This is a genomic window from Mucilaginibacter kameinonensis, from assembly GCF_003675385.1.
Lineage (GTDB): Bacteria > Bacteroidota > Bacteroidia > Sphingobacteriales > Sphingobacteriaceae > Mucilaginibacter > Mucilaginibacter kameinonensis.
Map to the genome: position 1 here is coordinate 295221 of NZ_RCWZ01000003.1, position 26928 is coordinate 322148.

At 41.8% G+C, this 26928-nt stretch carries 27 protein-coding genes and 3 pseudogenes; 12 read left to right on the plus strand and 18 right to left on the minus strand.

The genetic code is table 11. The features are described 5' to 3' along the window. Positions 1-54 precede the first annotated feature (54 nt). Entirely contained in the window at positions 55-1875 is a 1821-nt protein-coding gene (locus EAH55_RS14350) for an alpha-amylase family glycosyl hydrolase (RefSeq protein ID WP_121810278.1), read from the minus strand. A gap of 236 nt (positions 1876-2111) precedes the next feature. Between EAH55_RS14350 and EAH55_RS14355 the strand changes: the two genes are divergently transcribed. From EAH55_RS14355 to EAH55_RS14390, 7 genes and pseudogenes are all read left to right on the plus strand, one after another. Next, positions 2112-3014, plus strand: coding sequence for an alpha/beta hydrolase (locus EAH55_RS14355; protein WP_121810279.1), 903 nt, complete (start codon positions 2112-2114; stop codon positions 3012-3014). Positions 3015-5553: 2539 nt separating this feature from the next. Beyond that, positions 5554-5733, plus strand: coding sequence for a hypothetical protein (locus EAH55_RS30910; protein WP_162996883.1), 180 nt, complete (start codon positions 5554-5556; stop codon positions 5731-5733). Next, entirely contained in the window at positions 5721-5993 is a 273-nt protein-coding gene (locus tag EAH55_RS14370) for a hypothetical protein (RefSeq protein ID WP_162996884.1), read from the plus strand. The genes EAH55_RS30910 and EAH55_RS14370 overlap by 13 nt, the downstream gene beginning before the upstream one ends. Further along, a complete protein-coding gene (locus EAH55_RS30915) occupies positions 5990-6133 on the plus strand; it encodes a hypothetical protein (protein WP_162996885.1) in 144 nt (47 codons plus the stop codon). The genes EAH55_RS14370 and EAH55_RS30915 overlap by 4 nt, the downstream gene beginning before the upstream one ends. Positions 6134-6151: 18 nt before the next feature. Next, positions 6152-6541 (plus strand): annotated as a pseudogene (locus tag EAH55_RS14375) (GNAT family N-acetyltransferase); the annotation flags it as partial. A 920-nt stretch (positions 6542-7461) separates the two neighbouring features. Continuing rightward, positions 7462-7845 (plus strand): response regulator, encoded by a 384-nt coding sequence (locus tag EAH55_RS14385; RefSeq protein WP_121810285.1) that lies wholly within the window; start codon positions 7462-7464, stop codon positions 7843-7845. 175 nt (positions 7846-8020) lie between these two features. Further along, positions 8021-8278 carry a hypothetical protein gene (locus tag EAH55_RS14390; protein ID WP_121810286.1) on the plus strand — a complete coding sequence of 86 codons (258 nt, stop codon included), beginning with the start codon at positions 8021-8023 and terminating at the stop codon, positions 8276-8278. Positions 8279-8566: 288 nt separating this feature from the next. On the opposite strand, the gene EAH55_RS14400 is transcribed toward EAH55_RS14390, so the two are convergent. From EAH55_RS14400 to EAH55_RS14430, 5 genes are all read right to left on the minus strand, one after another. Then, positions 8567-8878, minus strand: coding sequence for a hypothetical protein (locus EAH55_RS14400; protein WP_121810288.1), 312 nt, complete (start codon positions 8876-8878; stop codon positions 8567-8569). A gap of 550 nt (positions 8879-9428) precedes the next feature. Then, a complete protein-coding gene (locus tag EAH55_RS31260) occupies positions 9429-10553 on the minus strand; it encodes a DUF892 family protein (RefSeq protein WP_244228198.1) in 1125 nt (374 codons plus the stop codon). 51 nt (positions 10554-10604) lie between these two features. Continuing rightward, the gene (locus EAH55_RS14420) at positions 10605-11558 is read right to left on the minus strand and encodes a manganese catalase family protein (protein WP_121810290.1); all 954 of its coding nucleotides are present in this window, start codon (positions 11556-11558) and stop codon (positions 10605-10607) included. A gap of 362 nt (positions 11559-11920) precedes the next feature. Further along, complete coding sequence (locus tag EAH55_RS14425) at positions 11921-12490, minus strand: DUF892 family protein (protein ID WP_121810291.1); 570 nt, start codon at positions 12488-12490, stop codon at positions 11921-11923. 3 nt (positions 12491-12493) lie between these two features. Further along, positions 12494-12829: a response regulator gene (locus tag EAH55_RS14430; protein WP_244228200.1), complete on the minus strand. Its 336-nt coding sequence runs from the start codon at positions 12827-12829 to the stop codon at positions 12494-12496. A 701-nt stretch (positions 12830-13530) separates the two neighbouring features. On the opposite strand from EAH55_RS14430, the gene EAH55_RS14435 reads away from it, so the two are divergent. From EAH55_RS14435 to EAH55_RS14455, 5 genes are read left to right on the plus strand one after another with little or no spacing between them, the layout of a single operon-like run. Then, entirely contained in the window at positions 13531-14394 is an 864-nt protein-coding gene (locus EAH55_RS14435; protein WP_121810292.1) for an STAS domain-containing protein, read from the plus strand. A 12-nt stretch (positions 14395-14406) separates the two neighbouring features. After that, a complete protein-coding gene (locus EAH55_RS14440) occupies positions 14407-14817 on the plus strand; it encodes an STAS domain-containing protein (RefSeq protein ID WP_121810293.1) in 411 nt (136 codons plus the stop codon). Further along, positions 14798-15211, plus strand: coding sequence for an anti-sigma regulatory factor (locus tag EAH55_RS14445; protein WP_121810294.1), 414 nt, complete (start codon positions 14798-14800; stop codon positions 15209-15211). Before EAH55_RS14440 ends, EAH55_RS14445 begins: the two co-directional genes overlap by 20 nt. After that, positions 15204-16214: an ATP-binding protein gene (locus tag EAH55_RS14450; RefSeq protein ID WP_121810295.1), complete on the plus strand. Its 1011-nt coding sequence runs from the start codon at positions 15204-15206 to the stop codon at positions 16212-16214. Before EAH55_RS14445 ends, EAH55_RS14450 begins: the two co-directional genes overlap by 8 nt. 1 nt (position 16215) lies before the next feature. Continuing rightward, positions 16216-17415 (plus strand): ATP-binding protein, encoded by a 1200-nt coding sequence (locus EAH55_RS14455; protein ID WP_121810296.1) that lies wholly within the window; start codon positions 16216-16218, stop codon positions 17413-17415. A 435-nt stretch (positions 17416-17850) separates the two neighbouring features. Here EAH55_RS14455 and EAH55_RS14460 read toward each other — a convergent pair. The 12 genes and pseudogenes from EAH55_RS14460 to EAH55_RS14510 form a co-directional block, all read right to left on the minus strand. Continuing rightward, positions 17851-18582 (minus strand): annotated as a pseudogene (locus tag EAH55_RS14460) (acyl-CoA desaturase). 58 nt (positions 18583-18640) lie between these two features. Next, the gene (locus tag EAH55_RS14465; protein ID WP_121810297.1) at positions 18641-18862 is read right to left on the minus strand and encodes a hypothetical protein; all 222 of its coding nucleotides are present in this window, start codon (positions 18860-18862) and stop codon (positions 18641-18643) included. Then, on the minus strand, positions 18843-19157 hold the full coding sequence (locus tag EAH55_RS14470; RefSeq protein WP_121810298.1) for a response regulator: 315 nt from the start codon (positions 19155-19157) through the stop codon (positions 18843-18845). Before EAH55_RS14470 ends, EAH55_RS14465 begins: the two co-directional genes overlap by 20 nt. Beyond that, complete coding sequence (locus EAH55_RS14475; protein ID WP_121810299.1) at positions 19157-19432, minus strand: hypothetical protein; 276 nt, start codon at positions 19430-19432, stop codon at positions 19157-19159. Before EAH55_RS14475 ends, EAH55_RS14470 begins: the two co-directional genes overlap by 1 nt. 111 nt (positions 19433-19543) lie before the next feature. Beyond that, the gene (locus EAH55_RS14480) at positions 19544-20194 is read right to left on the minus strand and encodes a response regulator transcription factor (RefSeq protein WP_121810300.1); all 651 of its coding nucleotides are present in this window, start codon (positions 20192-20194) and stop codon (positions 19544-19546) included. Positions 20195-20208: 14 nt separating this feature from the next. After that, positions 20209-21774: a PAS domain-containing sensor histidine kinase gene (locus tag EAH55_RS14485; protein ID WP_121810301.1), complete on the minus strand. Its 1566-nt coding sequence runs from the start codon at positions 21772-21774 to the stop codon at positions 20209-20211. Further along, positions 21749-24709: a CheR family methyltransferase gene (locus EAH55_RS14490; protein WP_121810302.1), complete on the minus strand. Its 2961-nt coding sequence runs from the start codon at positions 24707-24709 to the stop codon at positions 21749-21751. Before EAH55_RS14490 ends, EAH55_RS14485 begins: the two co-directional genes overlap by 26 nt. 81 nt (positions 24710-24790) lie before the next feature. After that, positions 24791-24958, minus strand: a complete 168-nt coding sequence (locus EAH55_RS31265) for a hypothetical protein (RefSeq protein ID WP_244228202.1) — start codon at positions 24956-24958, stop codon at positions 24791-24793. Between the two features lie 209 nt (positions 24959-25167). Next, positions 25168-25697, minus strand: a pseudogene (locus EAH55_RS31270) (chemotaxis protein CheB). Beyond that, complete coding sequence (locus tag EAH55_RS14500; RefSeq protein ID WP_121810303.1) at positions 25694-25990, minus strand: RNA polymerase sigma factor; 297 nt, start codon at positions 25988-25990, stop codon at positions 25694-25696. Before EAH55_RS14500 ends, EAH55_RS31270 begins: the two are co-directional and overlap by 4 nt. Then, positions 25987-26349 (minus strand): single-stranded DNA-binding protein, encoded by a 363-nt coding sequence (locus tag EAH55_RS14505; RefSeq protein ID WP_121810304.1) that lies wholly within the window; start codon positions 26347-26349, stop codon positions 25987-25989. Before EAH55_RS14505 ends, EAH55_RS14500 begins: the two co-directional genes overlap by 4 nt. 30 nt (positions 26350-26379) lie before the next feature. Beyond that, positions 26380-26901 (minus strand): DUF892 family protein, encoded by a 522-nt coding sequence (locus tag EAH55_RS14510; RefSeq protein ID WP_121810305.1) that lies wholly within the window; start codon positions 26899-26901, stop codon positions 26380-26382. Between the last annotated feature and the right edge of the window lie 27 nt (positions 26902-26928).

Consider the following 26928-nt stretch of genomic DNA (forward strand, 5'->3'; position numbering starts at 1 on the left):
TGCGGTCGGTACACACTGAAGTTGTACTTTAAAAAGGATTTAATGTCGTTATTGCTACCTGTCCTGGGACAAGATAAGCGCAGTATAGCCCGCGACGCTGACATTGGCCGAAAACGGCAATCCATCGCATTCTCCGGCCCCCGCTTCTGTATCCAGTGATGTAAAATCACTGAATTCTTTGTCGTAGCCTTCCCAGTCGCTGTTGAAACGGATCTTCCACATTCCTGCCTCCGGCATCCCGATGCGGTAATCAACATAGCTTTCGCTGCTGAAGTTCAGAACAACAACCGTGGTATCACCCTTTCCTCCGTTTTGCCAACGCTGATAAACAAGCACTTTTTTATCTTGATCCACACGAATCATCTCTGTATTTTGCCCGGAAAGCCCTTCCGTATTGTTATCGTAGTTCAGCCTAAGTTGGATAAGGTCTTTATGCAGGTTTACAAATCCATTAAACTGCTTTTGACGATTCCAGTCAATTGGATCGGTGTCTGAAAACCATTTATCTTCCAGCAATTCATGTCCCTGGAAAATCATCGGGATACCGGGCGCGGTCAGTACCATGGCGATGCCTAAGGACGCGCGTTTCTTTGAATACCAGTTGTTGACATCGTCATCAGCTATTTCCTCCGCTACACGGGCTTTGCCGTTGGCTACCTCGTCATGGCTTTCCGTGTAAACAACCCTTTTAAAGGGGTTTCCGCTGTACTGGCTCATCAACGCATGCTCCATGGCAGCCATACTTCTGTCTTTATCTTCCGGTGCTGTCAAAGCTGTCCGGACCGGATGCACAAAGTCCGCATCCCATTGCGCGCCGAAACCCAATCCGTCATCATGCCCGACCGGGTTGGTGATACTATCCAGACCATGCAGGTCTTCCGCGATAGTCAGCTTCCAGGGAAACTTCTCTGCGATCTCGCCGTTAATCCAGCGTAATAAACTTAGGCCGTCTTCCAGCACACTACCGGGATTCTCATCTGCATGAACATTCCTGATATAGGGGATCATATCCATGCGCAAGCCGTCTACCCGGTATTCTTCGAGCCACATCATCGCATTATCGCGGATATATTGCCTCACTTCTCCTCTGCCATAATCCGGCCGGGTATCCCCCCAGGGGGTTTCGGATCGCCAGTCGTTGTAAAAATAAATACCTCCTTTTTCGTTTTCTTGCCAACCGTCAAATTGCCAGATATCCAGGTCACCCGGACCGAAATGATTATATACCACATCCAGGATCACCGCTATACCATTTTCATGCGCCGCTTTGACCAGGCATTTGAACGCGTCAGGGCCACCGTATTCTGATTCTATAGCAAAGGGCTGAGAAGGGTTGTAGCCCCAGGAAAATCCGCCGGGAAATTCAAAAGGCGGCATAATTTCGATTGCGTTAATTCCTAGCTCTTTCAGGTAAGGTAATTTTTCAATAATACCATACATATCGCCAGGCTTACCTTCTTCCTTTACGTTAAATGTACCTGTATGCAACTCATAAATGACCAACTTATTCCAACTTGGCATGTCAAAAGAGACGTCCCCCCAATTAAATTCAGCGGGATCATAAACGATAGAGTTCCCTACCGAGCTGGTTACGGCGCGAGCATAGGGATCATTTTTGAAAAGCTCACCCTTAGGCGTGTGCAACACATATTTATATTCGTCACCCTTTTTCGCGCTGATGACTAATCCTGCCCAATTACCATTTCCTTCGCTCTGCAGGCTGTCTTCATCCTTACTGAAATCGTTAAATGTTCCCGCAACGTATACCGCTGTTGCATTGGGGGCCCAAACCCGGAAAAATACCCCATCGGGCAGGATCACCGCGCCCATCCCCTCAACTTTTATTAGTGGGTCAACTATGTCTCTCTGTTCCATGTAAAAATTTTCCTTTTAAAAGCCGAAAAGTGTATTATTGTTTGAACACCAATAAAATTTCCTCTACAATAGAACTGTTTTTTGGGCTTTCTTTCAGCGTTTCTGCATTGCTTTGAATAAAACTCCTCTGATGAACATTACTCAGCGATATTCAAATTCTTGTTGCCGGATTCATTTGCCTTTGGCTAAAGAAATTTCTGTTGTTATAGATTATATTTGGAAATTATCTGATTTAAATGAGAAGCGTTTCAGCTATTTTTTTTTACCTGTTGATAATCTCAAATCGGGCCCTGGCGCAGGCTGAAAACCCCATATTAAAATTGCTTCCTCATGGTACTATTCTTTACGGCAATATCCCCTATGCTAATGACACCTCAAAGCGTCATCTATTAGATATATATTTACCGCCGGCGGGGAAAAATATTTTTCCTGTTGTCGTCTGGATACATGGAGGCGGATGGAGAAAAGGCGATAAATTTTCTGCAATGGACAACATGGATGATTCAGCTCGTGAAATGATTGAAAAAGGATATGCCATTGTCTCAATAAATTACAGATATAGCAGTAGCGACAAATTCCCGGCTCAAATACAGGATTGCAACCGCGCTTTAAGTTTCATCGAAGAATTTGGCAGCAAATATCGCTTGGACAAAAATAATATAGCATTAATCGGCTTTTCTGCGGGAGGGCATCTTGCAGCTTTGTTGGGCTTGTCAAATAATAATGACGTTAATACGTTCTACAAAGAAGGAAAAATCGAGCAATTCAGAATTAAGCTAATCATCGACTACTATGGTATCAGTGATATTGTAACACTTAAAGGCCCCGGAATTGCTGACCCCAATAGCGGAGTACAGCTACTCCTTGGTGCCAAAGCATTTAAAGAGCCTGAAAAGTCCACAGAAGCAAGCCCGGTTACTTATATTGACGGGAATGATCCGCCGTTTTTTATTGTCCACGGCGACAAAGACCAGGCGGTTGATAGCAGTCAGTCTGTAGAACTGGCCAATAAGCTTAACCAATCACGCGTTATAAACGAATTAATGATATTGCCGAACGCCCCCCATGGTGGAAATTCCTTTGATAGCCCCGCCGTAAGGTCAAAGCTTTTCAAATATTTGAAAATATATCTACGTTAGACGACACCCGGAAAAAGCCTCCGTCATTCTTCGAGATAACTGATGCCAAAGACGTTGCAAAGGCGGCTAGTAAATGGTTTACACTCCAACCAATAAAAGCTATGAAAGGCACTCCTTGGTTGTAATCTGTCCTGACGATTAAAGGTTGTACATTAGGTGGTCAATACAGTGCTGAATTCTTGCCCGTCACCTTCCATAAATTCAGGCACAACTTGTGTCTGTCATATATAGCTCGATAAGACAGCAATATTTAAGCATTAAATGGAATACTTTAATGGCAGTTGAAGTTGTCCGGGACAGCTTGCAGAGATTAATGTAAAGGCTTGCGATGTACCTGGGATTGGTTCAGGACTTGCTTTTATACGAATGTTAAGTTAGCAGATGTCAATAAAAGTATTCTGCAAGCTGATTCTATATGATATTGCCAAGTTTTACTGAATTAGTTGTTAATAAAAAGCTATAAAGCTGTAAATCCTTCCCGAAGACGATTTATTGCTATTGTGACAGGGCTTAAATCCTCGTTTATGGAGTCTGATTTCTTTAATTTCTTTGATAGCTGAACAAGAAAAACCTCCTTGAATGAGTTGAAGTTAAATGTGCCATCATGGAGTGAGTGGTGCAAAGGTTCTTCTCCTGCTACTTATGATGAACCGTTTACAAAATAAAAATAACATAATAGCTTATGATCAAATGAATAACTGTCAGAAGAGATCCAGAGCAGGGATTAAAGCATGCGCAATTTTACTGGCATGAGGTTGGGACCGGTCTTGTAAGCCATCAACCAGTTTAAACTGGTGTATGACACAACCAACCAAGGTAATAATTTTGTTACTTTTGACAAAACAATCGATGATGAAGCGAAGAATCCCCCTCGAAGCTTACAGGACAACTGTAATGAAGTTCTTAGTCATTATTTTATTGATATTATTTTCAAAATGGATAATTAAGGCACGAAATGAGCATAGTGCGATTAAATTAATCCCGGAGATAGACAGTCCTGGAAACAACATTTCGGAATTTCCGCAAACTATTACATCTATTGCGTTCTTCCTATGAGCCAACCTTAGCTTTATACATCTCTCTAATTGAAACATGGAGATAAAAAAGCAAAAGGTTAGATTTCACTTTCTGCAATTTACCCTTCATAATTAACTTATCGAGGTAAATTACGGCATCTATTTTGCCAAACCGATTTATCTAATTTAATATCTATTAAAATGCAAATAATAAATGATTTAACTCAATATTTTTTGTCCGAGTCGCTCCAGTTGTTTAATCGCATTTAGCGATGGATTAACACAATAGTTTGGACTAAAAAATGTGTTTGACGGAGATATGAATTGTCGATTTAGCGGGATAAAAAGGCTGCCGGCCGATAACATACTATAGGCTATCTCCAGCATCGCATGTACAATGGAGGTATTATCGAACCTGAAATAGCCACTCTTCCATGCAGCACCTTCCTGAATTTTAAAGTTTTTACGTTTGCATATTACCGTTAGGACTTACGATAGGGATCCCTCCAAAAGTTTTGCGCCAATTACCTTTTCATCGGTAAGAGCGTTGATATTGCAATGAATCCCCAACACTTTTACATCCTGACCCTCACCTGTAAAGGTAGCCTTAACCCTAAGGATTGTTGCCTGAAGCTTGAAAGGTAGGTAAGTGAGGAAAACGCAACAGCGCTCTGTAAAATAACACACCAAGGTCCAGCACCTGATTTAGGAGTACCTACCCGGTCCCTGCCGTTCGTATTAGCGAATGATTAAAAAATGCATAGATATTTTACAATTAATTCATTCTTTTTGTGCTTCCAATAATGCTTTAATAAATTATCTTTGTTATAGCTGATCAGCATCTTTAATACCCCTATAGGCCCTACATCTACCAAGCCCGTCAAGTGATGGGCTTTTGTATTTTTACGATTACAATTGAAACAATTTCCGGAAAACAGAGGTTTTACCTCAAAGTTATTTTAATAGGGGTATTGAATAATTCACATTAAGCCACGCTTCAAATAGGCGTGGCTAATTTTTTTCTTGAGCATTCCACTCAATTTGGCAGCTGCAAAATCGGCCACGCCGACGATCTAATTCAAATTCAACGTTTTTCTCGGAAAATTAAATCATGACCTTCTGTTCATAAAAGAGATTGAATTCGGCGACTATAAAAAGCTTTTCCGGATGCACGTCTCCTGCTATGCAGGCAGCTTGATACGCTCTTAGTTCAGCGGAAAGATTTGCGGTAGGCAAGGACGATCCCCTTACCTACCGGAATTCAGCGTATTCACTCAAGCTTCTGCTTAGATGCCCGTTGTCTGCCCGAGACGGGATTCATTACGGCGCTCGTTCTTGCCGCTGCCATGGCCTAGCCACACTAATTTTTTTAGCAATTATTATTGCTTCCTGAAATTTATTTTTCAACTTTGTTTTTTATGAAGAGTCAACTGTTTGAAGAAAGCCCGAAAACACTCCAGACCTACGCAGGACGATGGGTCTGCATCATGCCTGATTCTGGATCGACATACACACTACATGACTTGGTACACGGGACAGCCCTCGGGCAGATATTGGTAGACGAACAGGATAATTGGATCTATGACGGCAGCCTGCTGGACATTGACGAGCAGGAAGAAGTGGCAGGGAAGATCACCGGGTATCAGAAAGAGATGAACGAATTACGCCGGACTATCGGAATTAAAACTCGTTGGAAGAATTAAGAAAACTTTTTAATTTCCGGTCTGCTGTTATGGGACAATTGTTACGCCTTCATTTTGAAAATAAAGACTACTCGTTCAGGATCTTGAACACGGAAGCGGTCACGCGAGAAACAACCGAGATTGATATATTGTTAGACGGTGTTGCGCTTACTATTATTAAAAGCGGGAAATGCTGGCAATCGAAAGATTTGGCCAGTAGAGTTCCGGCAAGCTTAGTCAGCGCAATCGCCAAAGCCATTATCCTGCGTTTCCGTATATGACAGCGATAGCTATAGACAGTGAAGCTTACCGTATTGATCCCCTGGGCGCCGGGGATCTCCTGTACTATGAACAACTGGCGGAAGAGATCTACCAGTTACTTACCGATGCGCATACTTTGCAGTTCCTGCCGGAGAAGTAGTTAACATCTTTAACAGATGCCAAAAACTGGCTGAATGCCGCCATGCTTAATTTCCATTCCGGGCGTAATATGGTACATTTGATCCGCTCCAAAACAACGGGTGCCTTGATGGGCGTGATCGACCTGATCCCGCCGGTTGTAGCTATGGAACATTACGAGATGGAAATTTATCCTTTCTTTATCGAGTTTTACCTGAAAGGCAATGCCAGTGGAAAAAAACTGATGTCCCGTTTGCTACTCAAAGTGCTTGAACATTTGCGGCTGGATGGCGAGAATGCCATGGCAGCGGTCGTTGACCGCAGGAATATAGCAGCAACTAAAGTGCTGAAACGCTCGGGCTTCTATCACGATGGAAAATTTGACCCGGTACAGGATATCTATCGCTATCCTCCTCTGAAAATCCAATAAAAAAGGCGCAGGAGACTTTCAGTTATTTGCAGATTTTGCATTGAGGCATTACACCCTACGATAAGTTTAGTACTGAAGGATCCGTTACAGAAGATATGAAGAACGAAAACCGGGACAACCGACAAGCCTCTATCAGTTGAGAAGCAACCGCATTCCTGCCAGCCCTTCCGGATTTATTTTCGTTTAACCTCGGCCGTCCCGGGATTTACCATTACTTTTTGACATTATCCATTTTGGAGCTGGCCGCCTTTTTTGTTTTAGTGCCGACTGATGCACTGTTATCCATTGTCGATGCATCCCCTGTCGCGCTGTTAGTTTTTAAAGTATACAGATTTGAAGGCGATCATGTTTAGCCGGTGCGCTATCTTCCCCTCTTTTAGCAGCATGATCGCCATTACAAGCCATGATCAGGCTTGCTGTACGCGAGAATTGGCCGGTAACAAAATTCTTTTTACGTCGGATCCTTTTAAATCATTTCAGGACCTTAGCTTTCGGTACATTTTTTTCGGGCAGTCCGGCGCCCGTTTTCCTTATCAGGAATTACTGCAGGCCCCCCAGTGCCAACAGCATCTTTTGTTCACCGGCTAAGCTGCCTTTGCTCGTTCCAGTATTACTTGGTCTTAACAGGGCAGTAAAGAATAACAGGCTAAACATTTATTTACTATTAATTAATAAAAAATCAACCTGGAGAGTTTTTAAAAGTTACAACAAAAGCAATTACGTGATGTTTAAAATGAACATCAATCTGATTTGAAGCGAAATAGCATTGACATTTAAATAACGAGCAAAGCCCGTTCGAAAACCTCCTTAAATTTCTTTTGATACATTTTATTTTTAAGAAATATTTACTAATTTCATTTTTAACAGGTTTAACCAATAGTCGAATCAAAAATTCTATTAACATTTTAATTCGAGGAGCAATGCAAAAGAGGATTATTGTAGTTGACAACGATGATGATATCCAGGAGATCATCCGTTATGTACTCGAAGAACAGGGTTACCAGGTGGAAACAGTCAGCGATATCCTATCATTCAATAAATTGGGAGATGTACAACCAGACCTGATCCTGCTCGACGACTGGCTCAGCGACGGTTACGGCCATGTGCTTTGCAGGGCATTGAAGCGAAACAGGCAGACCAAAACTATTCCGGTGTTACTGATCTCTGCAAAAAATGATATCGAATCCCTGGCTGCAAAAAGCCATGCAGATGACTACATTGCCAAACCATTCGATCTCGACTTTTTTACGCATAAAGTCCAATCCTGGTTATCACCCGACAGAAATGCGATGCGCCCGGATTGAGTCCGTACGTTAGGTTGTCATTAATAATCGGAGTTAATCTTTTCAAACGCAGAAAAAACTTGAAAAGTCAACTTATATCGTCCGGCTTCTGCCATACCATCCCGCCGAGCTGTGCCATGGCCGATAACCTTGTGAATACATTCAACAGTTGCAGCCTGCAAAACATAAAAACGGAATGACTTACAGATCATCAAAATCCAGGAATACCAAACAACAGGAAAAATACAATTTGCTAACGGATGAAATTTATGACAATATACGATGCGGGGACCAAGAAAGGGACGCCGGAACATTATGGTTGGACATGAACGAACCAGGCAAAAAGATTAGCCACACTACCTTCAATAACAGGCTCAGGAAACTCGTTAACGAAGGCCTTGTCGAAAAAATATCGCTGGGTTACAACAAACATTTTTACAGGGTAAATAAATGATGTAGTTTTATATTACTTCCTCAGTTATCGCCGGCTTACTTATGATCAAGCGCCAATTTAACAATGCTGACAGGCGATGATATATACAAGTTAATTAACGTTAAGTTCAGTAAATCTTCGTAATCAAGGGAAGGGGCTCTAAAATCGCTATGTGGCGGTCCACTTGCAGTATACATGTGAAGTCGTTTTTTGCTATTTCTATCAAAGCGTTGACGGCAAGATAACCAGCGCCTTTTTGAGACGAAAACAAATGCACATTCGGCATCAATTTACCTGCTTCTTTTGCCATCATTCATAAACGTAATCAATAGCTTCAGCAACCTGACCACCTTGCGTGTTTGGGAACTTTACCAGCCAGGGTTCAAACCCTTCTGTAAGTCTTTCGGCAGCATGAACAATCTGTTTACGGTCGTCAATAACTGCGTTAAGCGCTTTCGGACGTGCACCGGCAGACGATCCGTTCAAAACCAGTAATTCTTTTAATACTTTTTCAAAACTGCCTTGAAGAATTTCTTCTGTTTGCGAGGCTAAATGATCCAGGTCGATAACTTCCTGGCTATCGAAAGGGCTATTGTCCGGCTCATAAACTAATGCGCCCATGCCCGATAACCCAACATGTGCCAGGCGATCTAGTGGTGAACATGCTATGTGGTAAAAACCGGGGGCTTATTGTTCGCTCAATACCGCTTTTATAATCAAAATAACAATAATAATCCTATTTGATTTATGTTCGTAATTCATGGTAAAATACCCCTCAAATAATTCGGCGGTTACTTTGTTTTGAAATTTGACTTCGCCAGACAGCACTCCACATTTAATAAATTGCAGATTAAAATCGGAGCCATCAATATCGCAGCTTATGAGGTAATTTAAAAACGATTCAGCCTTTACTGAATAATCATCCATGTTTTTGTACATATTATCTCAAGAGGGAGCCACCAATAGGTACGTCATACATTTTCAGTGTTTTAATGAATTAAATTTTTAAATCGGTAATATACCCATTATTATTTAAACACCATTCACCCAGCTTGTTCATTAACCAGCAAGTCTCTTTATTGGGAAAAGCTTTCAGTAATTGCGTATTATCAGAAATAAAAAAAGCCACCCGAAATCAGGTGACCTCCATCTATTCACATCATCTCCTTTCTTAATCTTCTGCCGGCTCATTGCTGGCCGCGAAGTTTGCCTGACTTTCGGCAATTTCTGTTAATAATGCGTCCGCCGTTTTTTCTTCATCTAACGTTAGCACCAACAATTCGGCGATTTCATAGTAACCTAACGTTTTGGCTAAGGAGATCATGCCACCATAAGAGGCAATCTCGTAATGCTCAGCTTTCTGACCGGCGAAGATCAAGCCTACATCGCGCTGGGCTGTTCCTTCTTCCGTAGCGCTGATGATCTCATCGCCTTCGTCCACAATACCTGCCATAGCCTCACACTTGCGGCTATCCGGCTCTAAACCCAAAATCGCAAAAATCTGTTCCAGGCGGGCAACGTGCTCTTCTGTTTCCGCCAAATGTTGTTCAAAGGCACTTTTGAGTTCGGCGGAAGTTGCCGCTTCTGCCATTTCCGGCAGCGTTTCTACCAGTTCGTTTTCTGCCCAAAGCAAATCTTTTAACTCATTAATGAAAAACTCCATGAGTTTAGAGTTACCGGTGTTGTTAACCTGTTCAACGTCCCATTCGTTACCTGGAATGATGGTTTCCGGTTCTGATGCAAAAGTAGCCTGAGTCTGATATTCACCTGCGGCTCCTTTATAGGAAGGTTCGGCAGCTACATTTGTATCATTCACATTGTTATCAAAGTCTTTTCTTCCTTCAGATTGATCACGAAGGGATTTGATAAGGTCATGTCCGTCAACAATTAAGCGTTGTTGAGCAAATAATACCTGCTCCAGTTCAGGGCTAAGCTCGTTTTCAGGATCAAGGGCATTTTTATAAGCAGTTTTGGCAGCGTCTTCCCCCCTTTCACATTCGTTCAGGATAGCATTGAGATCGTTTCCTGTAAATGCTGATTTAATATCGATCCAGGCGCGGTGCAGGTCACCTGATGTGCTGGTACCCTCGGCAGCATCTTCACCGAATTGCTGCGCTAAACCAGTCAGTTCAGCTACGTTCTCACGGCTTTCCTCAGATAACTTGTTGAATACCGTAATCAGTCCGCTTTCGTCTTCGTTCAGGTCTTTCCCTGCTTTTTCAAAACCGGCCGCGCGGTCATTGTTAATTTTGATCATATCATTGATCACATCAAGCGCTTTTTCTGTGTTTTCCATAGGTGTTTGTTGTAGATTGATTATTTAAATTTTTTGTTGAATAGCTTACAATTATGCCTTCGCTTGCGTGTTAACAACCTCGTAAGTACTCCATTGCTCAACACCTTTTGGTTCAGCATTATTTACCTCTGTACTTTTTAAAGCGCTCATATTTTGGTTTTGCCTTTCAGCAGCCTTTAGTGCTTTGGTGAAATCCTGCGGTAGGTTAGTTTGACCTTCTGTTTCCTGTACCTGTTGCAATGGTTGTTCAACATAGATCCATTCTTTGCCCGTGCCCGGCATTTCACCTTCGTTCCACGGACCACGTACAACGCCGTCAGAAAGATTGTATACCTGTTGGGTATAACGAGGATCAGCTGCCAGTACACCCGGCGGGAAGTTATTCGGGATACTATCCAGCGCCGCTTCGAACATTTTATAATGCGCAACCTCACGGGTCATTAAAAATGACAACGTTTCATGGATATAAGGATCATCGGTAAATTTCATCAGATGTTCGTAAACCAATTTTGCTCTCGATTCAGAAGCCAGGTTACTGCGCAAATCAACGGTCAGATCACCGTTGGAATGGATATACGATGCACACCAGGGAATTCCCTGACTGTTACGCGGTGTTACACCGCCGCCGGTGATCATTACAAACTGCGGGTTGGCTGCCAACGCTTCGTGAATAATGTTTTCTTTAGCAGCTTTGCCATTCATTACCTGCATGATCTCTGAACTGTCAGCAGCATTTTTCAGCTCGCCATTTACGCCTTTTAGCAACATTTGAATAGTAGCGCCAACAATTTCCAGGTGACTGAACTCTTCAGTAGCAATATCCATTAGCATATCATACTTGTCGGGATGCGGCACTTTGGCACCAAAGGCCTGTGTAAAATACTGCATGGCAGCTGCCAGCTCGCCGTTTTCGCCGCCGAATTGTTCTAATAATAGATTGGCGAAACGGGGGTCAGGGCGCGAAACCCTGGCATTAAATTGTAGTGACTTAACGTGGTGAAACATAATTAAAATTTTAGCAGATGATAAATGAAATGATTGGGAAAGAGCTTGATAAGAGAGGGATCGTGTTTGTTAATACAACTAAAATCAACACTTAATGTTTCAACTTTAAATTAAAATATTATCCTATTTTTTAATACTGTATTACCAGAATGATTAGCAGCGAAAAATAATTTTGGTTGTTTATTTCTTTCAATAAATCATGATCAGTCACTTGTACGGGCCGATGATTAAATAAATCCTTTAGGTTTGTCCCGAAAATAAGAATGAAAGAATTGCTCTGCAATTATCGTAACAATGAGCGTATAAGATATTCTGGTAGTGGCATTCAATGTCAAAACAGCGTGCGAGAAAACAGAAAATTATTAAACCGAAGTGATGTACTTTGCAGCGATAAGCAACATTAATATCCTATCGGCCTTGGCTTCATCATAATTTTCGCGGATAAGTTGTTTGATCTGGTTATTTTTTAATTTGACCGCCGCTATCTGGAGGATTTGAAATGATGCCATTTCCATACTTTGAATATTGTGCAGGTAAAATAAAACAGACATATCACGAAGTTCGTGCTTCTTTTGATGCAGTTTAATATCTTTAAAAGCATCATCGATCAAACCGGCTAATCCACTAAAGTTTCCAGGGCTGACGTTGCTATCCAATAAGGCGAAAATCATTTCCATTCTTGCCATTTGCTTTTCAACATCGTCAATAGTCTCCAATATTGCCTGTTTGAGATCTTTAAAATGTGCCTGGGATGCTATTTTCGGAAGATTTGAAACCAGGTGTGCTTTAGCAGAATAAATCTTGTTGAGATGACTGATGAAAAAAGAACGCGATTCTCCTTTAGCCAAATTGATTTTTTCAGCAGGGCCTCCGGGTTGTTTTTCATCATATCCATCTATAATCTTTATACTATTATAAATGTTGTTTAACATGAATCAATAATTCATAAATGTCGAATGGCTTCCTGATAAAGAGTTAGCGCCACATCCATCTGCTATCAGGTCAAGGTCGGGTTCAGCGGAAACGAGCATCACAGGGAGATCCGCAGTCTGATAATTAGATTTGATTTCCTTGCAGATCTCTGATCCTGTTTTCAGGGACCCCACGATATTTACATCCAACAGAATAAGGTCCGGGTGGATGATCTGGATATGACCTGCTGCCTCGCCTGTATTTGATAAAATAACATCGTATCCTGACTCCTGAAACACGATGTTAAGAATCTCGAGGATGTCCTCATCGTCGTCGATTGCCAATATTCTTTTAGACATCTTCTGTGTGGTTATTTAGATAGTCCGAAACAAAAGCATATCCAAAACCGCTGAAACACGATAAATATAATTTCCAAAGCTAAACTAACGAATAAGTAAGGAATGTTGCCCTCGGTGTAAATACCAAGGTGTTCTACTTTAACTACAGATTGTTGTAATAAGTGTATGAATAATTAAGAGTTTAACTTATTAAGAACACGCTATGAGCCATTGCGGTAATAGATATATTAATAAGATTTCGGCAATTTGCACACCAAATTTCTTAATTGATCCTTTTAAAACATTAAATAATGGCTTAGCTGGTGATATATTTCGATGTAATAAGCAATAGTAAGGTTTTCGATAAACTAACGGGTAAAAAGTACAGAGGTGTTACTCCCTGATGGCCTGAATGCCTTATGGGTCGAGCACTTAGATTAATGTGCTTTTCAACTTTTAGCTTGCAACAAATATGTTAGCAGCAGGGTGCTTTACAAGTAAATGATAATTTTATAAAGCTAACTCTAATAAGTTGTAAAAAATTATTTATTTTCTATTATTATCAGTGTCTGATCAAGGATATTTAATGTTAATATTTATCGTTTTAGTTAACGATAAATATATTTCTTATTTTGAAAAGGGTTATCTACCTTTCCGCTTTAATTCAACTTTGCCAAGTTTGAGTTGTAAGGTCAACTAATCACTTACCCTATTCTTCATCCATGTCACTTAAAACACATCAATTGCTACAAAAAAAGAAAAAAAACATCCTTGAACTCTGGATGAAGAACCAACTGGCCGATGAAGGCTTGCGGGAAGACCTGATCAGTAACGATGAACTGAGAAGCCAGTCTGAAGAGTTAGTTGACGCTTTGGTGAGTAATTTATCAAGCCAAAATTTTACCGATCTAAATTCTGACGAATGGAGTCCGGTCATTGAAATTTTAGGTGGCATTGCCATTACACGTGCGCGCCAGGGCTTTAGCCCCCGCGAAACAGGCAACTTTGTATTTTCATTGAAAGAAGCATTGCTTGAAGTACTGCAGCAAGAAATAGTTAACGATCCACAGCATTTATTTTCCGAAAGCCTCAAAATAAACCGCTTAATGGATAACCTTAGCGTTGTTACTTTTGAAACTTTTATAAAAGGCCGCGAGGAGGTTATTTTAAGGCAAACCGACGAGATTGCCGAAATATCAACCCCGGTGATCCGTGTGTGGGATGGCATACTGGCCCTACCTATAATTGGCACCCTTGACAGCGCACGTACACAGATAGTAATGGAAAACCTGCTGCAGGAAATAGTAGAAACAGGATCAAGCATAGCGATATTAGACATTTCTGGCGTACCCGCGGTAGATTCACTTGTTGCCCAACATTTGATTAAAACAGTAAGTGCCACCCGGTTAATGGGAGCCGAATGTATTATCAGCGGTATCCGCCCGGAGATTGCTCAAACCGTAGTTCACCTGGGTATCGATCTTTCTAATATCATTACCAAAGCAACTTTAGCCAGCGCTTTATCACACTCGTTTAAACTGATGAAGCTGGAAGTGAGGAAATCAACCCCTATCGCTAAATTTTAATATCGCTTTACAATGGATAAAATTCCTATTCTGAGGCTGGGCAATTTTTTACTGGTTACTATCCAGGTTGATCTGTATGATCGGCTGGCACTTAACCTGGAGGCCGACCTCGTGCAGATGGTAAATAAGACCAATGCCAGGGGCGTTTTGATAGATATATCGGCGGTAACCATTGTCGATTCATTTATGGGACGTATTATTGGCAACATCGCCAGCATGTCGAAAATACTGGATGCAGAAACCGTAGTAGTTGGTATGCAGCCCGCGGTTGCTATTACGTTGATAGAACTGGGCTTACCGCTGAAGGGAGTGCACACAGCTTTGGATATGGAGCGTGGTATGAGCTTGTTAAAATCGATGATTGATATAGATGGAGAAGATATAGATCAGGAATCGACCGACGATGGTATTATCACTCAGTAAAGACACCGTGCAGGTATTAAAGGAGCAGGACGTTGTTTTTTTAAAAAACCGGGTGAAAGAAGTCGCAGTAAAAATTAAAATGGGTCTGGTTAATCAAACCCGCCTGCTTACCGCGGCCAGCGAATTGGTACGCAACATGATGCGTTATGCCAACGGGGGCGTTTGCCAGATAGAGGTTGTTTCAAGCGGGCGTAATAACGGTGTCCGGCTGATATTTACTGATAAAGGCCCGGGTATTCCTGATATTACTGCCGCCATGCGCGATGGTTTTTCTACAGGTAAAAGCCTTGGACTGGGATTGCCAGGTACCAAACGACTGGTGAACGAGTTTGACATAAAAAGTAAAGTTGGCGAAGGCACAACTGTTACCATCATAAAATGGGCCAATGGTTGATGCTACACATATCAGCTTTGCCGCGGACGACCGCAGCTATTTCTCGCTGATAAAAAAAGAAATCCACAGGCTGGCAACTGAAGCCGGTATCAATGCCAACCGCATCAATGAGCTCGATCTCATCGTAGCCGAAATGACATCAAATTTGTATAAATACAGCGATGATGGTGAAATATTGATGGGCACTTTTGCCAACGGCGGCTCTCCGTATGTTGAGCTGATCAGTATTGATAACGGTCCCGGAATGGCAAACCCGGCCAGGATGATGGTAGATGGGGTTTCCACAACCAAAACTTTGGGCCATGGTTTAGGCAGTATGAAACGCCTTTCGGATATATTCGAGCTTTATTCGCAACCAGGCTGGGGAACTATAGTGCTTAGCCGGGTTTACAGTGATCCTGAAAAAGTAAAGGTGAGCGACGAGGTTATTATGCGATCCATAGTAGTATCCAAGCCGGGTGAAAAAACGAGCGGAGATGGGTTTGTTTATAAAAAAAATGACAAATACTTAAAAATGATGTTGGCCGATGGTTTAGGCCATGGGCCTGAAGCCAACAAAGCTATTAACGAGGCCGCCGCCGCATTCAAAGTATTTCCTGATTACAGTCCAACAGAAACGTTACGCTTTATCCATGGAAATATAAAAAAAACGAGGGGGGCGGTAATAAATATTGTCGGGTACAATTTCGGTGAAAAAAAATGGTCATCTGCCGGGATTGGAAATATAGCAGCCCGCATGTTCGGACCGGTAAATTTTAAAAACCATATGTCGTATAATGGCATCGTAGGTCATAACATACCTAACACCATGAACGACCAGCAGTATCCAGCTGATGAATTTAACCAGGTGATGCTTTGTTCTGACGGGATAAAAACCAGAATTGACATGGCGAAATATCCGTTAATGTACAAATACGATCTTTCCGTTTTAGCCGCAGCCATATACAAAGACCATGCACGAAAAAACGATGACATGTCAGTGATCATAGCAAAAGTTAAATAAAATGACAGAAGTAGTAAGCATCTCGCTGGAGAATGAAATGGACCTGGTGCTTGCTCACAAGCGGTCGATGAAGGTTGCTGAAAAGCTTGGATTAACCGTAGCAACACAAACAACATTTGCAACCGCGGTATCTGAAGTGGCCCGCGCCATTATTGAATACACGGATAATGGCACGCTCGCTATAGGGATCGAACAAAATAAAACGCGTTACGCGTTGAAGGCGAACGTGACCTTTGATAGCGAAATTAAACTAACCGCAGGCAATGAAGGCTTTTATTACGCCCAAAAGCTGGTGCCCGAATTTGAACTTGCGGGCCAAAATGGAGCTTATGTTATAGACATGAGGCTGGGGCTACCGCGGTCATTAAAGCTTGACGCAGCAAAGATAAAATTACTCAGAAAATACTTTCAGGAGGAAGAACCCCTAAATCCTTACGAAGAAATAAAACGGCGAAATTCACATCTGAACAAACTAACCGCAGAACAGGAAGAAGAGCTGAAACGGACAAAATTGATCGATGAAAAAAAGACTGAATTTATATCTATTGCCAGCCATGAACTTAAAACACCCTTAACTGTCTTAAAAGCTTTTACGCAAATGGCGCAAGCCACAAAAGACCCGGTATCTGAACGTTTGAGGGGATTATTGCATAAAATAGACCTGCAATCTACCAAGCTCAATTCACTGGTACAGCAGCTGCTTGATATTTCGCGGGCAGAAAACGGCAATCTGCACTACGCTATGCAGCAAGTAAAACTGAATAGTTTTATTGTTGACCAACTGGCAGTGATGCAAAGCATTATGCCCAATCACTCCGTTAGCTGTGCCCTGGGCGATGATGCCGATGTAATGATAGATATTTTACGGATGGAGCAGGTTTTTTCAAACCTTTTAGGCAATGCAGCCAAATATTCACGTATTAATACCAGCGTAGAAGTCAGCTCAAGCCTAAACAGCGAAGGTTATATTATTATATCAGTAAAAGACCATGGTATCGGTATGTCTGCTGATACCATGAAATCCATTTTTGACAAATTTTACCGTGCTGACGATGTAAGTAAAACCCATGCCGGGCTGGGCATGGGGCTTTATATCGCCTCGAAGATCGTTACTGACCACGGCGGTAAGATCTGGGTAGAAAGCAAGGAGAATGAGGGCTCCACTTTCTATTTCACTTTACCTAACTGCGAGCCTGCGTAAACACGCTTCGCCCAAATGGGCAAGGATATGACCCGATCAACCTTGCTCTATTAAAATATTTGATTAGGCCTTTTATGGCCACTGACAATTTAAATGCACTTCCATCTCCTGATCGAGGGCTGGCACATCACTTGAGCGCCATTGTTTTAACCTTTCCTGCGTTATTTATATATAGTCTTTCCTCTCTACCATATCACTTTTTGAACCCCTAAAGGTAGCCGTATGATACATTTAGATTAACGTCGGTATACCTGCCCAATCCGCCACTTTTTACCTCTCCAATATCGGTTGTTAGGTTCTGATTAGTTAAATGCTATATAATTTAAAGCGCTGAACCATCCCTTTTTATTTATATGATAAAAAATCTTCAATTAAAGTCAAACTAATGCATTAAAACTAAATTTGCCTGAATGTAACTACCTTGAAGTGCGCCGCTTAATAAGATTTTCTTAGTTTGATGATCTTCAACCAATGCATCATTTTCATCACCGGGTACACGGGGTCGATCTCGAACCAGCGTTTGCCAAAATCAGCACTGTTAGGATGGCGATGATGGTTATTTTAAAACAGTTCGCCGAGCATCAAAAAATCAAACGGGATGGTATTTTTAGATTTGTCGTTATTATCAAAATTGGTATAGCCATATTTATGACCGCACCAATTGACAATAGCTCCATGTACCGGGCCCATCAGGTAATGAACCGGCAACAGGAAAAACAACCACCAGTGTGTAGCAAATGCTATATAAAAGCAGGTGTAAGCCAGGGCAAAAATGATCCTTGAAAGCAAGGATGAACCCATGCGGTCGATTAGCGGCCATTCCGGATAATATCCTGCAAAGCGCTTATCGGTTACCTTGGTCCTGTTTAAATGATCTTTAAAAGTATGTATCGTTGCTTTTACCATCTGGAAAATGTCAGTAAAAAAATGTGGGGAATGCGGATCTTTTTCCGTGTCGCTATAAGCGTGATGCTCACGGTGCATAGCTGCGTAGGCACGTGGATTTAAAAAAGAAGCACCCTCAAAAAAGTAGGCCATCAAATAAAATACCCGCTCCCATGTTTTACTTGTGGTAAACATGCGATGGGAAGCATAGCGATGCTGGAAAAATGTCTGAAAAAACAAAGACAAAAACCAGTGCGAAATAAAAAAAGAAAAAATGATCAGCATATAATTTAATTAAAACGGGTGCGGGAAATAAGGCGGGGATGAAGTAAGTGCAGAATTATAAAATTAGTTCAGTAAGTTTTTCCCCAATTTTTTCTGCGTATAAAGCACTGATGTTGTTTGGAATAATCTGCCATTGATCGTCTTTTCTAAAAATCAGAACATTTCTTCTATCAGGAATTAAGACCACCCACCCTGGAAAGGTAAAATTATTTACAGGTTTGATTCTCAGTTTCCTTACCAATCCTGATTCGGGATCTTTAACACAGATAGTCTTCATTAGGAGCGGTATTGTTGAGTGATTTCAATTCTTTGTTTGTGTACGCCGTGGAAATTATAACAGGAATAACACTGAACTCCAAACTGCTTTTAAGTTTGGCACACCATTCTCCTCCATTGATGCCATAAAGAGAAAAATCAATTAAGATCAGTTCAGGGCGACATAACCTGATTAGGTAGAAAAGATCATCTGTTCTTCCAGCTATAGAAGTCTCAAACCCCTCGTAATCCAGTAATACCTGCAATAAGTCCAATATAGCGGCGTCATCATCAAATATCAATATGCGTTTTCCCATCAGCTCACCTTCGCATAAATGTTTATTTCACTTAAGTCTACCAGCACAATGGTTTCATCGATACCCATAGCCATTTGCCTCGGCTCCTCATCTATTTTAAAATAGGTGTCATATCTTTCCGGCAACTTCTTTAGTGAGGGGGCACGTTTCACCGGCATTAATGTGATACAGAGGTCGGCGTCATCGCCGAAAATACTGGTGGTGCGCGATAAGCAATACCGGAAACCCTGACTTATGAGGATGTCCAAAAGCTCGGTGGTTAAGATTTTTTGCATAGCCGCAGATTTCTATCAAAGGTACCCGGCCAGATTTTCACTATAATGGTTATAATACCATTTGCTGATGTGGTTAATACTCCTTTTTGCTATAAATAACTATAAATAACTCTAAATAACACCATTAAGTATAGCAAAGCGGATTAAAGCAATGGTGTTTCGTGAACCGGTTTTGTCAATCAATTGTTGCCGGTGGTTCTCGACAGTACGCTTACTGGTAAAAAGTTTATCGGCAACTTCCTGGTTGGTGAACCCTTCAGAAATCAGTGTCAGAATTTCCACGTCAAGCGTTGAAAATTCTATATTTTCAATATTTTCATTAGTAACCGGATCGGGAATTGTTAAAAGGCGGTTCAGGAAACGTCCGGAGAGTTCTGCACAAATATACTGGCCGAATTCATACGTGTGGCAAATCGCAAAGATCAATTCAGCCGTGTTGATATTTTTAAGCAGGTAACCTTTTGCACCTGATTTAAAGGCTTTAATAACATATTTTTCTGTATCCAGGGCGCTTAAAATGATCACTTTTATATCAGGATAATCTTGTTTTAAACGTTCGGTCAATTCTATTCCGCCCATAACAGGCATATTCATATCTACCAATACTATATCTGCTTTACAACCCTTTTCCAACAATTGCAGCACTTCAACACCATTGTTAGCCTCGCCATTGATGTGAAAAGATCGTTCTTTTTCAAGCATGGATTTGATACCACCTCTTACAATCAGGTGGTCGTCTGCTAATAGGATATTGATTGGCATGTTCGTCATTGGAATTATTCAGGTCTTATTTCGAGTGTAACTTTTATTAATGTGCCTATGCCGGGTTTAGAATCAATATCGATGCTTCCATTATACAAACTTAACCTGTTCCTAATGCTGCTAAGTCCCGAACCGGAGGCAATATCTTCCGGCTTTACTATTTTAAAGCCTTTACCGTTATCTGATACAGATAATTCAACGCGCTTATTTTTTTTTACTTCAATGGTAATCAAATTTGCCTCAGAATGTTTCATCGCATTATTAACGAGTTCCTGCAATATCCTGAATATATTGGATTCTACAGGTAACGCCATCCGTTCGTTCAGTCTCGTGAGCCTGGTTTTTATCAGCATTTTGGGCGTAGTTAAACGCCGGGCCATTTCCTCTACCGTAGCCCGTAATCCAAAATCATTCAATATTGCGGGAGCCAGTTCAAAGGAAATATTCCTCGTCTCCAAAACGGCCATATCAAGCAGTTTGTAAACATCCCGCATCTCCTCCACCGGAGAGCCTGAATCCAGTACCGTACCCAATTTAATCCTGATACCATACAAAAGCTGGCTTACACCGTCATGTAAAGCTTCACTGATTCGTGACCGTTCATTTTCTTCAGCATGAATAGTTGCAAGTGCTATATTTCTTTGCTGCTCTTGCTTAATTCGTATTGCTTCCTGTTCGAGGTCTTTTTTGGCCGTGATATCCATCATGATCCCTACAAAGCGGTTTGGGTGCCCGGGTTCAATAATCACATGGCCGCGAATACTTGCAAAACGGGTATTACCACTTTGATTATCAAAACGGCAAACCAGATCGATGGATTGCTGATTATTAAGCGCTACGCGGAACTGGTGGTCTACATCAAGACGATCATCCGGGTGGATCAGGCCGATAAATGTCTGATATCGACCGTCAAATCTTCCGCCAGGTATGGCGCAGGTTTGGTAATTAAACTCGTCAAGATAAAATTTCATTGTGTCCAGTTCCAGCTCCCATGTACCCGACGACGAAGCTTCAAGGGCCAACTCCAGCCGCTCCTTTGTTTTGGCCAAAACCTTTTCCGCTTCAACCCGCTCTGTGATATCTATTACAGCAATATCACATTGTATCGACAGGCTTCGAACTGCTGCAACTAATATGCCTTCCATTTGAACGTAAAATTCACGCCCTTTTCTGGAAAGCATTTTTAACTGGCGACTTTGTTTTTTCCCGCTATTGATCAGTTCGCGAAAAAAAACATGGTAGACATCGCGATATTCAGGAGCTACGAAACTTTGCAGCCTGTTACCGATAACATTTCCCTTCCCCGTTTCCAATAACAATATACCCGCATTGTTCACCTCACTAACAAGGCCTTCTTTGTTCAGGATATAATAACCAATCGGTGCCAGGTCATAAATACCTGAAAACTTAAGCTGCTGAAGTTCCAGCTTTTCATTGGCAATACGGAGTTCATCATTCTGCATTTCCAGTTCTGCCTGGTGCAAATGCAACTCTTCAAGCACTTTTTGCAGGCGCAATTCATTCAGCGAAACTTCGCTTGTTGCATTTATCAAATCAATATGCGCTGTCTTGATTTTCATTAATCCTTAAAACAATTAAAGGCGTTGTCTCGGTTTGCTCGAAAAATGGGCGGGCGTTTAGCTGGTATATTTTAGGCTGTCCGGTCTTGGTAGGTATTGCCGCCGACAATTCTTTCCGTTCATCTAAACATTTTTTTAACAACTGTCCGGGTTCTTCTGTTTTCCATAGTTTCTTTAAAAACTCGACAGCATTTTTTCCCTTTAGGTCATGGTAGGTTATTTTAAACAACTTCAGGGCCATGGTATTTGCGCCTGAAATTTGAAAATTCTTGTCCATTTGCAGAATAGCCTCGGGAAACTCGTCTAATATTGTCGCAGCATAGTCTTTAAGAACCTTGAGGTTGGACTCCATTTGTTTGAAATCAGATATTGGGGTCATTGTTAATACAGCGCCCGAAATGTAGTTATCCAGCGTGCGGTATGGCATGATCCGCATACGGTACCATTCGTTATCTTTTGTACGCAAGTCCATCACCTTGATGGTCAGCTTGTCTATCACATCACGGATATCATTTTCATTAACAGGCTGCTCAAAATTAGAAACTACATGGCTGATGGGCCGGCCAACATCACTCGGAATGAGGTTAAACAAATGACGTGCCTGTGGGGTGTAACGAAGAATATTCAGTTCGTTGTCAAGAAATAATGTACAAACCTCTGTGGCATCCAACAGGTTTTTTATATCATTATTGAGCCTGGTTAGTTCTTCCGCTTTTAGCTGGTACTGGCTGTTCACAGTCATCAGCTCTTCGTTTAAGGACTGCATTTCTTCTTTCGTTGTCAGCGATTCTTCATTGGTGCTTTGGAGTTCTTCGTTTGTACTCTGCAATTCCTCATTACTTAGTCTGAGTTTTTCTATCGAGCTTTCCATCTCCTCCACGGTAGTTGTAAGTTGTTGCTTTGTGTAAACCAACTCTTTCTTTAGTGCCTCAGTAACTGCATTTCCGTCTGCGGATGATGATAAGTGATTTCCTTTTCTATTTGTTTCGATCAGCCCCTGATCTTCAAACACAAACATGACTAATGCAGGCATTTCATTTTCTCTTACAGCCGTGACCCGTATACTGACCAAGTGGCTGTTTTTGCCATCCTTTAAAGTTATGAGTTCCCTTATTTGGGTATCTTCGTTTAAAAGAGCTTGCTGTAAACTGCTGGACAACGTGTATTTAAGTTCTTCGCGGGCTAATTTTATAATATTGTTTGCTACCGTTTCTCCGCGGGGTAGTTCAAGGTATTTCCCGGTATTTCCGTTATTATACAGGATATCACCTTTTTCATTAACCAACACCGATGGCGGCAGGAATTTATCGATCAATGCTTTATTGAAAATATCTGAAAAAGAGCGCTTTAGCTTGTTGATGGTCACTTCATGAGGTTTAATGGTGTGTAATGGTTGTTGGGTGGTATGATATGGAAAACTGACCATATCATTCAGCATGACCTTACCTTCCTGCCGTCCAAATAATTTCCATTTAGGATCCAGCGAGCGGAACATATCTGTAAAGCCGCCAATGGTTTCGGCCGGCCCCATGAACATGATCCCGTTTGGTTTAAGGGCATAGTGGAATAAGGGAATGATCTTTTTCTGAAGCTCAGGTGTAAAGTAAATGAGCATATTGCGGCAGCAAAGCAGGTCGAGCTTGATAAAAGGCGGATCTTTGATCAGGTTTTGTTGTGCAAATACGATCAAGTCTCTCAATTCTTTTTTTACACGGTAACGGTCTTCTTCACGGGTAAAAAATTTCCTAAGCCGTTCCGGAGATATTTCGGCCACTATATTTTCGTGATAAACGCCCAATCGCGCGTGCTCCAGTGCTGCAGGATCAAGATCAGTAGCGTAAACCTGGATCTTCGGTACAATCTTGCGTTTAACAGCATTCAGACATTCAAGCAGCAGTATAGCAACAGAATACGCCTCCTCTCCTGTAGAGCATCCTGCTATCCATACACGTATAGACTCATCGTCTTTTTTTTGCCGGATCAGTTCATTCAGCCATTGTTTTAATGACTCAAAAGCGTTGGCATCCCTGAAAAATTTAGTTACACCGATGAGTAGTTCATTAAACAAATTGTCAATTTCCTCCGGGTTGTCTTTGAGATAACCGGCGTATTGCGTGTAGTCTGTAAACTGGTAATAAGCAATCCTCCGTTCGATGCGACGTGTAATTGTACTTTTTTTATAGAGTGCAAAATCATTACCAGTATGCGAACGCAGCAACATCAATATTTTTTGGATGGCATTATTGTTTTTCAGCGAGGTTTTCGAGTCGTCATCAGCTTCCCCTGCAATTACCGGGTGGTTAAGGTACTGAATGATCTTTGAAGGCATTTCCTCCGGTGCAAGCACATAATCAACCAGGTTGGTGCCTATCGCTGCTAAGGGCATGCTGTCATAGTCGGCGGTTCCCGGATCCTGTGCAATAGTCATTCCAAGGTTCTCTTTAATCATCCGGAGACCGGTTTCCCCGTCAGCCCCCATCCCCGAAAGAACTACAGCTACCGATCTGCCCCATTGGTCATTAGCCAGGCTCTGAAAAAAATAATCGATCGGCTGCCTGATACCTTCGGGTTTTGACGCGGCCAATAACAGGAGCCTGCCGTTGTGGATACCCATATCCTTATTGGACGGGATGATATAAATGTGATCCGGCTCGATTGTTAAACCATCGATAGCTTCAACCACCGGGATAACCGTATAGCGTTGCATCACCTCAGAAAGCTGGCTTTTGTGCAAGGGATCAAGGTGCATAATAAGCACAATGGCCATACCGCTATCGGCAGGCATGTGTGCGAAAAACTTTTCGTAGGCAGAAAATGAACCCGCTGAACCACCGATGGCGATAACAGGAAACGATTTCGACTTCTTACTTGCAGCTTTTACCGGCTTTTTTTTTTGAGCAATTTCCGGCGCGACAGCTTTTCTTGATTTGACCATCTGTTTCCTGCCTGGTTTGTTTAAGGCTAAAGGTAATTATAATCCGGATCAATATGCTACTTTACACCGATCTAAAACAGGCTATGAAGGCAGATCGCGTTTAGTAGCCTTATCATCAGCCAATAAAATTGCCCGGATACTGTCGATATGTGCCTGTGATAAAGCAGCGCGCTCTTCCGCAGAACGTGCCGAAGCTCCCGTTTGCCCTTTAGCAAGCGTAGTAAGCAGGTTTCGTCGCTCCTCAAACATGCGTAACGCTACCTACATAGTTTCCTCTATTTTATTAGTTTGCTCTGCAACTAAAGTTGCCGCAGTGTAAGCCTGACCGGCATGGCATCGATACCGAAAAAATGAGCCTCTTTTAATTTTCCATAATATGCCAGTGCAACCAGGACAATTTAAAGGTACCTGATCACCCAATTCATTAACTGCAGCAAGGTCGCTGAGCACTCGCTCGGCTATCTTAAATTCCAGTTGAATATCTTTAGGGATCTTCCTTGCTTTTTTACCGGGCCGCCAGTATTTTCATCACTGCAAAGGCCATTTTTGCTATTGGCAGGCAATAAATTGTTTTTACATGGATTAAAGCGTTTTGTGGCATATGGTGAATTCAGCGCCATTGGGGCCGGTATCATGCAGGTACCACCACAGCGTCTAATAGCTATTAAGCCGGCTGTACCGTCATCCAGATACCCTGTAAGCACGATACCGTTCGCCCGGTTGCCAAAAGCTACTGCAGCTGACCTGAAAAGCGGATCAATTCTTGCGTTGCATGAATCCATTTAAGTTTAATCCTATCGTTCAAGGCCTTCAAAAGGGCATCACCAGATGCATCGCCAGACATGTGCTGTACCATCAGAATATGAGCCGGAAAGTCGGTTGGAAGTTGTTGTAATAATTTGATAGAAGCACTCATTCCTCCGACAGAAGTGCCGATCACTACTACCCTGTCGTTTTCCGGTTTGAATATTTGGGGTATTACTTTCATTTATTTACAGTCAATAAAGCTTTCTTCGCTAAACCCCTGGCTATTGTGTTCATCCAGGAATAAATTGGTTCGATATCTATATCATACTCGGACATTGAGGACCAAACTTTTTTGAAGGTGTCCTCAAGAAGTTGCTCCGCCAACTTCCTGTCGTGTACTATGCGAATGATGCTTAAGAAAAGGAAATTAGCATAGGCCTCATACAGCGTCTCAGCGCTTTTTTTCCCACCGTAACGTACCAGCAGACAGAGGCTGGCATCTGAGATCCGGGCATTTCGCCATCTTTTTTTCATACGCCTTTTCTGTCAGGCATATATTCAAAATCGCTGTTTCTATCCAACAGCCTGAAATCCAGAGCAACAATCTTGGTGACCTTCTTCAGGCCTGAAGAATCTTCCAAAAAAAGCGTTTGAAGTTTACCTTCCACGCAAATCAATTTACCTTTTGCTAATACTTTGAATGCATGCTCTGCCGCAGCTCGCAACATCACAATATGATGACATTCGGTATGCTCGGTTTTGATACCGTTTTTAACTGTACGCTCAGCGGTAATTAAAATAAAACTGGTGACTGCTACGTTTGGATCAACGTAACGAATCGTCGGGTCTTCCCCTACGTACCCTACCAGGATAATTTTATTAATCCCCGACATTGCTTTTAATGATTCCTTTTAACAATTGATTTAATTTATAAACCGAGCGCTTAGCTCGACAAACAGACAGCGGACGGCTTTTGATTCATCGAAGTTTTCCCTCAACAACTGTTGGATTTGTTTATCTGGCAACTTTACAGCAGCTATTTGCAATAATTGAAAAGATGCAAGTTCCACACTTTCAATAACATACATATAAAATAATATCGAGAGATCGCGTAGGATAGTTTCTCCCTTTTTATGATAGATATCCGAAAAACCTGATTCCATAAACGCAATCAACTCCTCACAGTCTTTTAATGAAGGCGTCTCGTCAAGTAAAGTAAATATCTCCTCAATCCGGGCTATCTGTTTACCTATATTTTCCCAGGTTTCTAAAACTGCATGCTTTAAATCTTTAAAATGAGCCTGATCTGCAAGTTCAGGCAATCGCTCAAACAGATGTGATTTTGCGCAATAGATCCGGCTTAAATGATCAATAAAAAAGCTATGAAGCAAATCCTGTTTCAGGATTGAGATAGATGTTATTTGATTTTTTGCAGGTTGATTCACAAGGCGTTGATTTGGATGGTTTGGCTA

What these genes read in the sequence shown, in the direction of transcription:
- EAH55_RS14350 (WP_121810278.1), bottom strand. Translation starts at nt 1,875, where the DNA reads ATGGAACAGAGAGACATAGTTGACCCACTAATAAAAGTTGAGGGGATG.
- EAH55_RS14355 (WP_121810279.1), top strand. Translation starts at nt 2,112, where the DNA reads ATGAGAAGCGTTTCAGCTATTTTTTTTTACCTGTTGATAATCTCAAAT.
- EAH55_RS30915 (WP_162996885.1), top strand. Translation starts at nt 5,990, where the DNA reads ATGACAGCGATAGCTATAGACAGTGAAGCTTACCGTATTGATCCCCTG.
- EAH55_RS14385 (WP_121810285.1), top strand. Translation starts at nt 7,462, where the DNA reads ATGCAAAAGAGGATTATTGTAGTTGACAACGATGATGATATCCAGGAG.
- EAH55_RS14390 (WP_121810286.1), top strand. Translation starts at nt 8,021, where the DNA reads ATGACTTACAGATCATCAAAATCCAGGAATACCAAACAACAGGAAAAA.
- EAH55_RS14400 (WP_121810288.1), bottom strand. Translation starts at nt 8,878, where the DNA reads ATGGGCGCATTAGTTTATGAGCCGGACAATAGCCCTTTCGATAGCCAG.
- EAH55_RS31260 (WP_244228198.1), bottom strand. Translation starts at nt 10,553, where the DNA reads ATGGAAAACACAGAAAAAGCGCTTGATGTGATCAATGATATGATCAAA.
- EAH55_RS14420 (WP_121810290.1), bottom strand. Translation starts at nt 11,558, where the DNA reads ATGTTTCACCACGTTAAGTCACTACAATTTAATGCCAGGGTTTCGCGC.
- EAH55_RS14425 (WP_121810291.1), bottom strand. Translation starts at nt 12,490, where the DNA reads ATGTTAAACAACATTTATAATAGTATAAAGATTATAGATGGATATGAT.
- EAH55_RS14430 (WP_244228200.1), bottom strand. Translation starts at nt 12,829, where the DNA reads ATGTCTAAAAGAATATTGGCAATCGACGACGATGAGGACATCCTCGAG.
- EAH55_RS14435 (WP_121810292.1), top strand. Translation starts at nt 13,531, where the DNA reads ATGTCACTTAAAACACATCAATTGCTACAAAAAAAGAAAAAAAACATC.
- EAH55_RS14440 (WP_121810293.1), top strand. Translation starts at nt 14,407, where the DNA reads ATGGATAAAATTCCTATTCTGAGGCTGGGCAATTTTTTACTGGTTACT.
- EAH55_RS14445 (WP_121810294.1), top strand. Translation starts at nt 14,798, where the DNA reads ATGGTATTATCACTCAGTAAAGACACCGTGCAGGTATTAAAGGAGCAG.
- EAH55_RS14450 (WP_121810295.1), top strand. Translation starts at nt 15,204, where the DNA reads ATGGTTGATGCTACACATATCAGCTTTGCCGCGGACGACCGCAGCTAT.
- EAH55_RS14455 (WP_121810296.1), top strand. Translation starts at nt 16,216, where the DNA reads ATGACAGAAGTAGTAAGCATCTCGCTGGAGAATGAAATGGACCTGGTG.
- EAH55_RS14465 (WP_121810297.1), bottom strand. Translation starts at nt 18,862, where the DNA reads ATGAAGACTATCTGTGTTAAAGATCCCGAATCAGGATTGGTAAGGAAA.
- EAH55_RS14470 (WP_121810298.1), bottom strand. Translation starts at nt 19,157, where the DNA reads ATGGGAAAACGCATATTGATATTTGATGATGACGCCGCTATATTGGAC.
- EAH55_RS14475 (WP_121810299.1), bottom strand. Translation starts at nt 19,432, where the DNA reads ATGCAAAAAATCTTAACCACCGAGCTTTTGGACATCCTCATAAGTCAG.
- EAH55_RS14480 (WP_121810300.1), bottom strand. Translation starts at nt 20,194, where the DNA reads ATGCCAATCAATATCCTATTAGCAGACGACCACCTGATTGTAAGAGGT.
- EAH55_RS14485 (WP_121810301.1), bottom strand. Translation starts at nt 21,774, where the DNA reads ATGAAAATCAAGACAGCGCATATTGATTTGATAAATGCAACAAGCGAA.
- EAH55_RS14490 (WP_121810302.1), bottom strand. Translation starts at nt 24,709, where the DNA reads ATGGTCAAATCAAGAAAAGCTGTCGCGCCGGAAATTGCTCAAAAAAAA.
- EAH55_RS31265 (WP_244228202.1), bottom strand. Translation starts at nt 24,958, where the DNA reads ATGTTTGAGGAGCGACGAAACCTGCTTACTACGCTTGCTAAAGGGCAA.
- EAH55_RS14500 (WP_121810303.1), bottom strand. Translation starts at nt 25,990, where the DNA reads ATGAAAAAAAGATGGCGAAATGCCCGGATCTCAGATGCCAGCCTCTGT.
- EAH55_RS14505 (WP_121810304.1), bottom strand. Translation starts at nt 26,349, where the DNA reads ATGTCGGGGATTAATAAAATTATCCTGGTAGGGTACGTAGGGGAAGAC.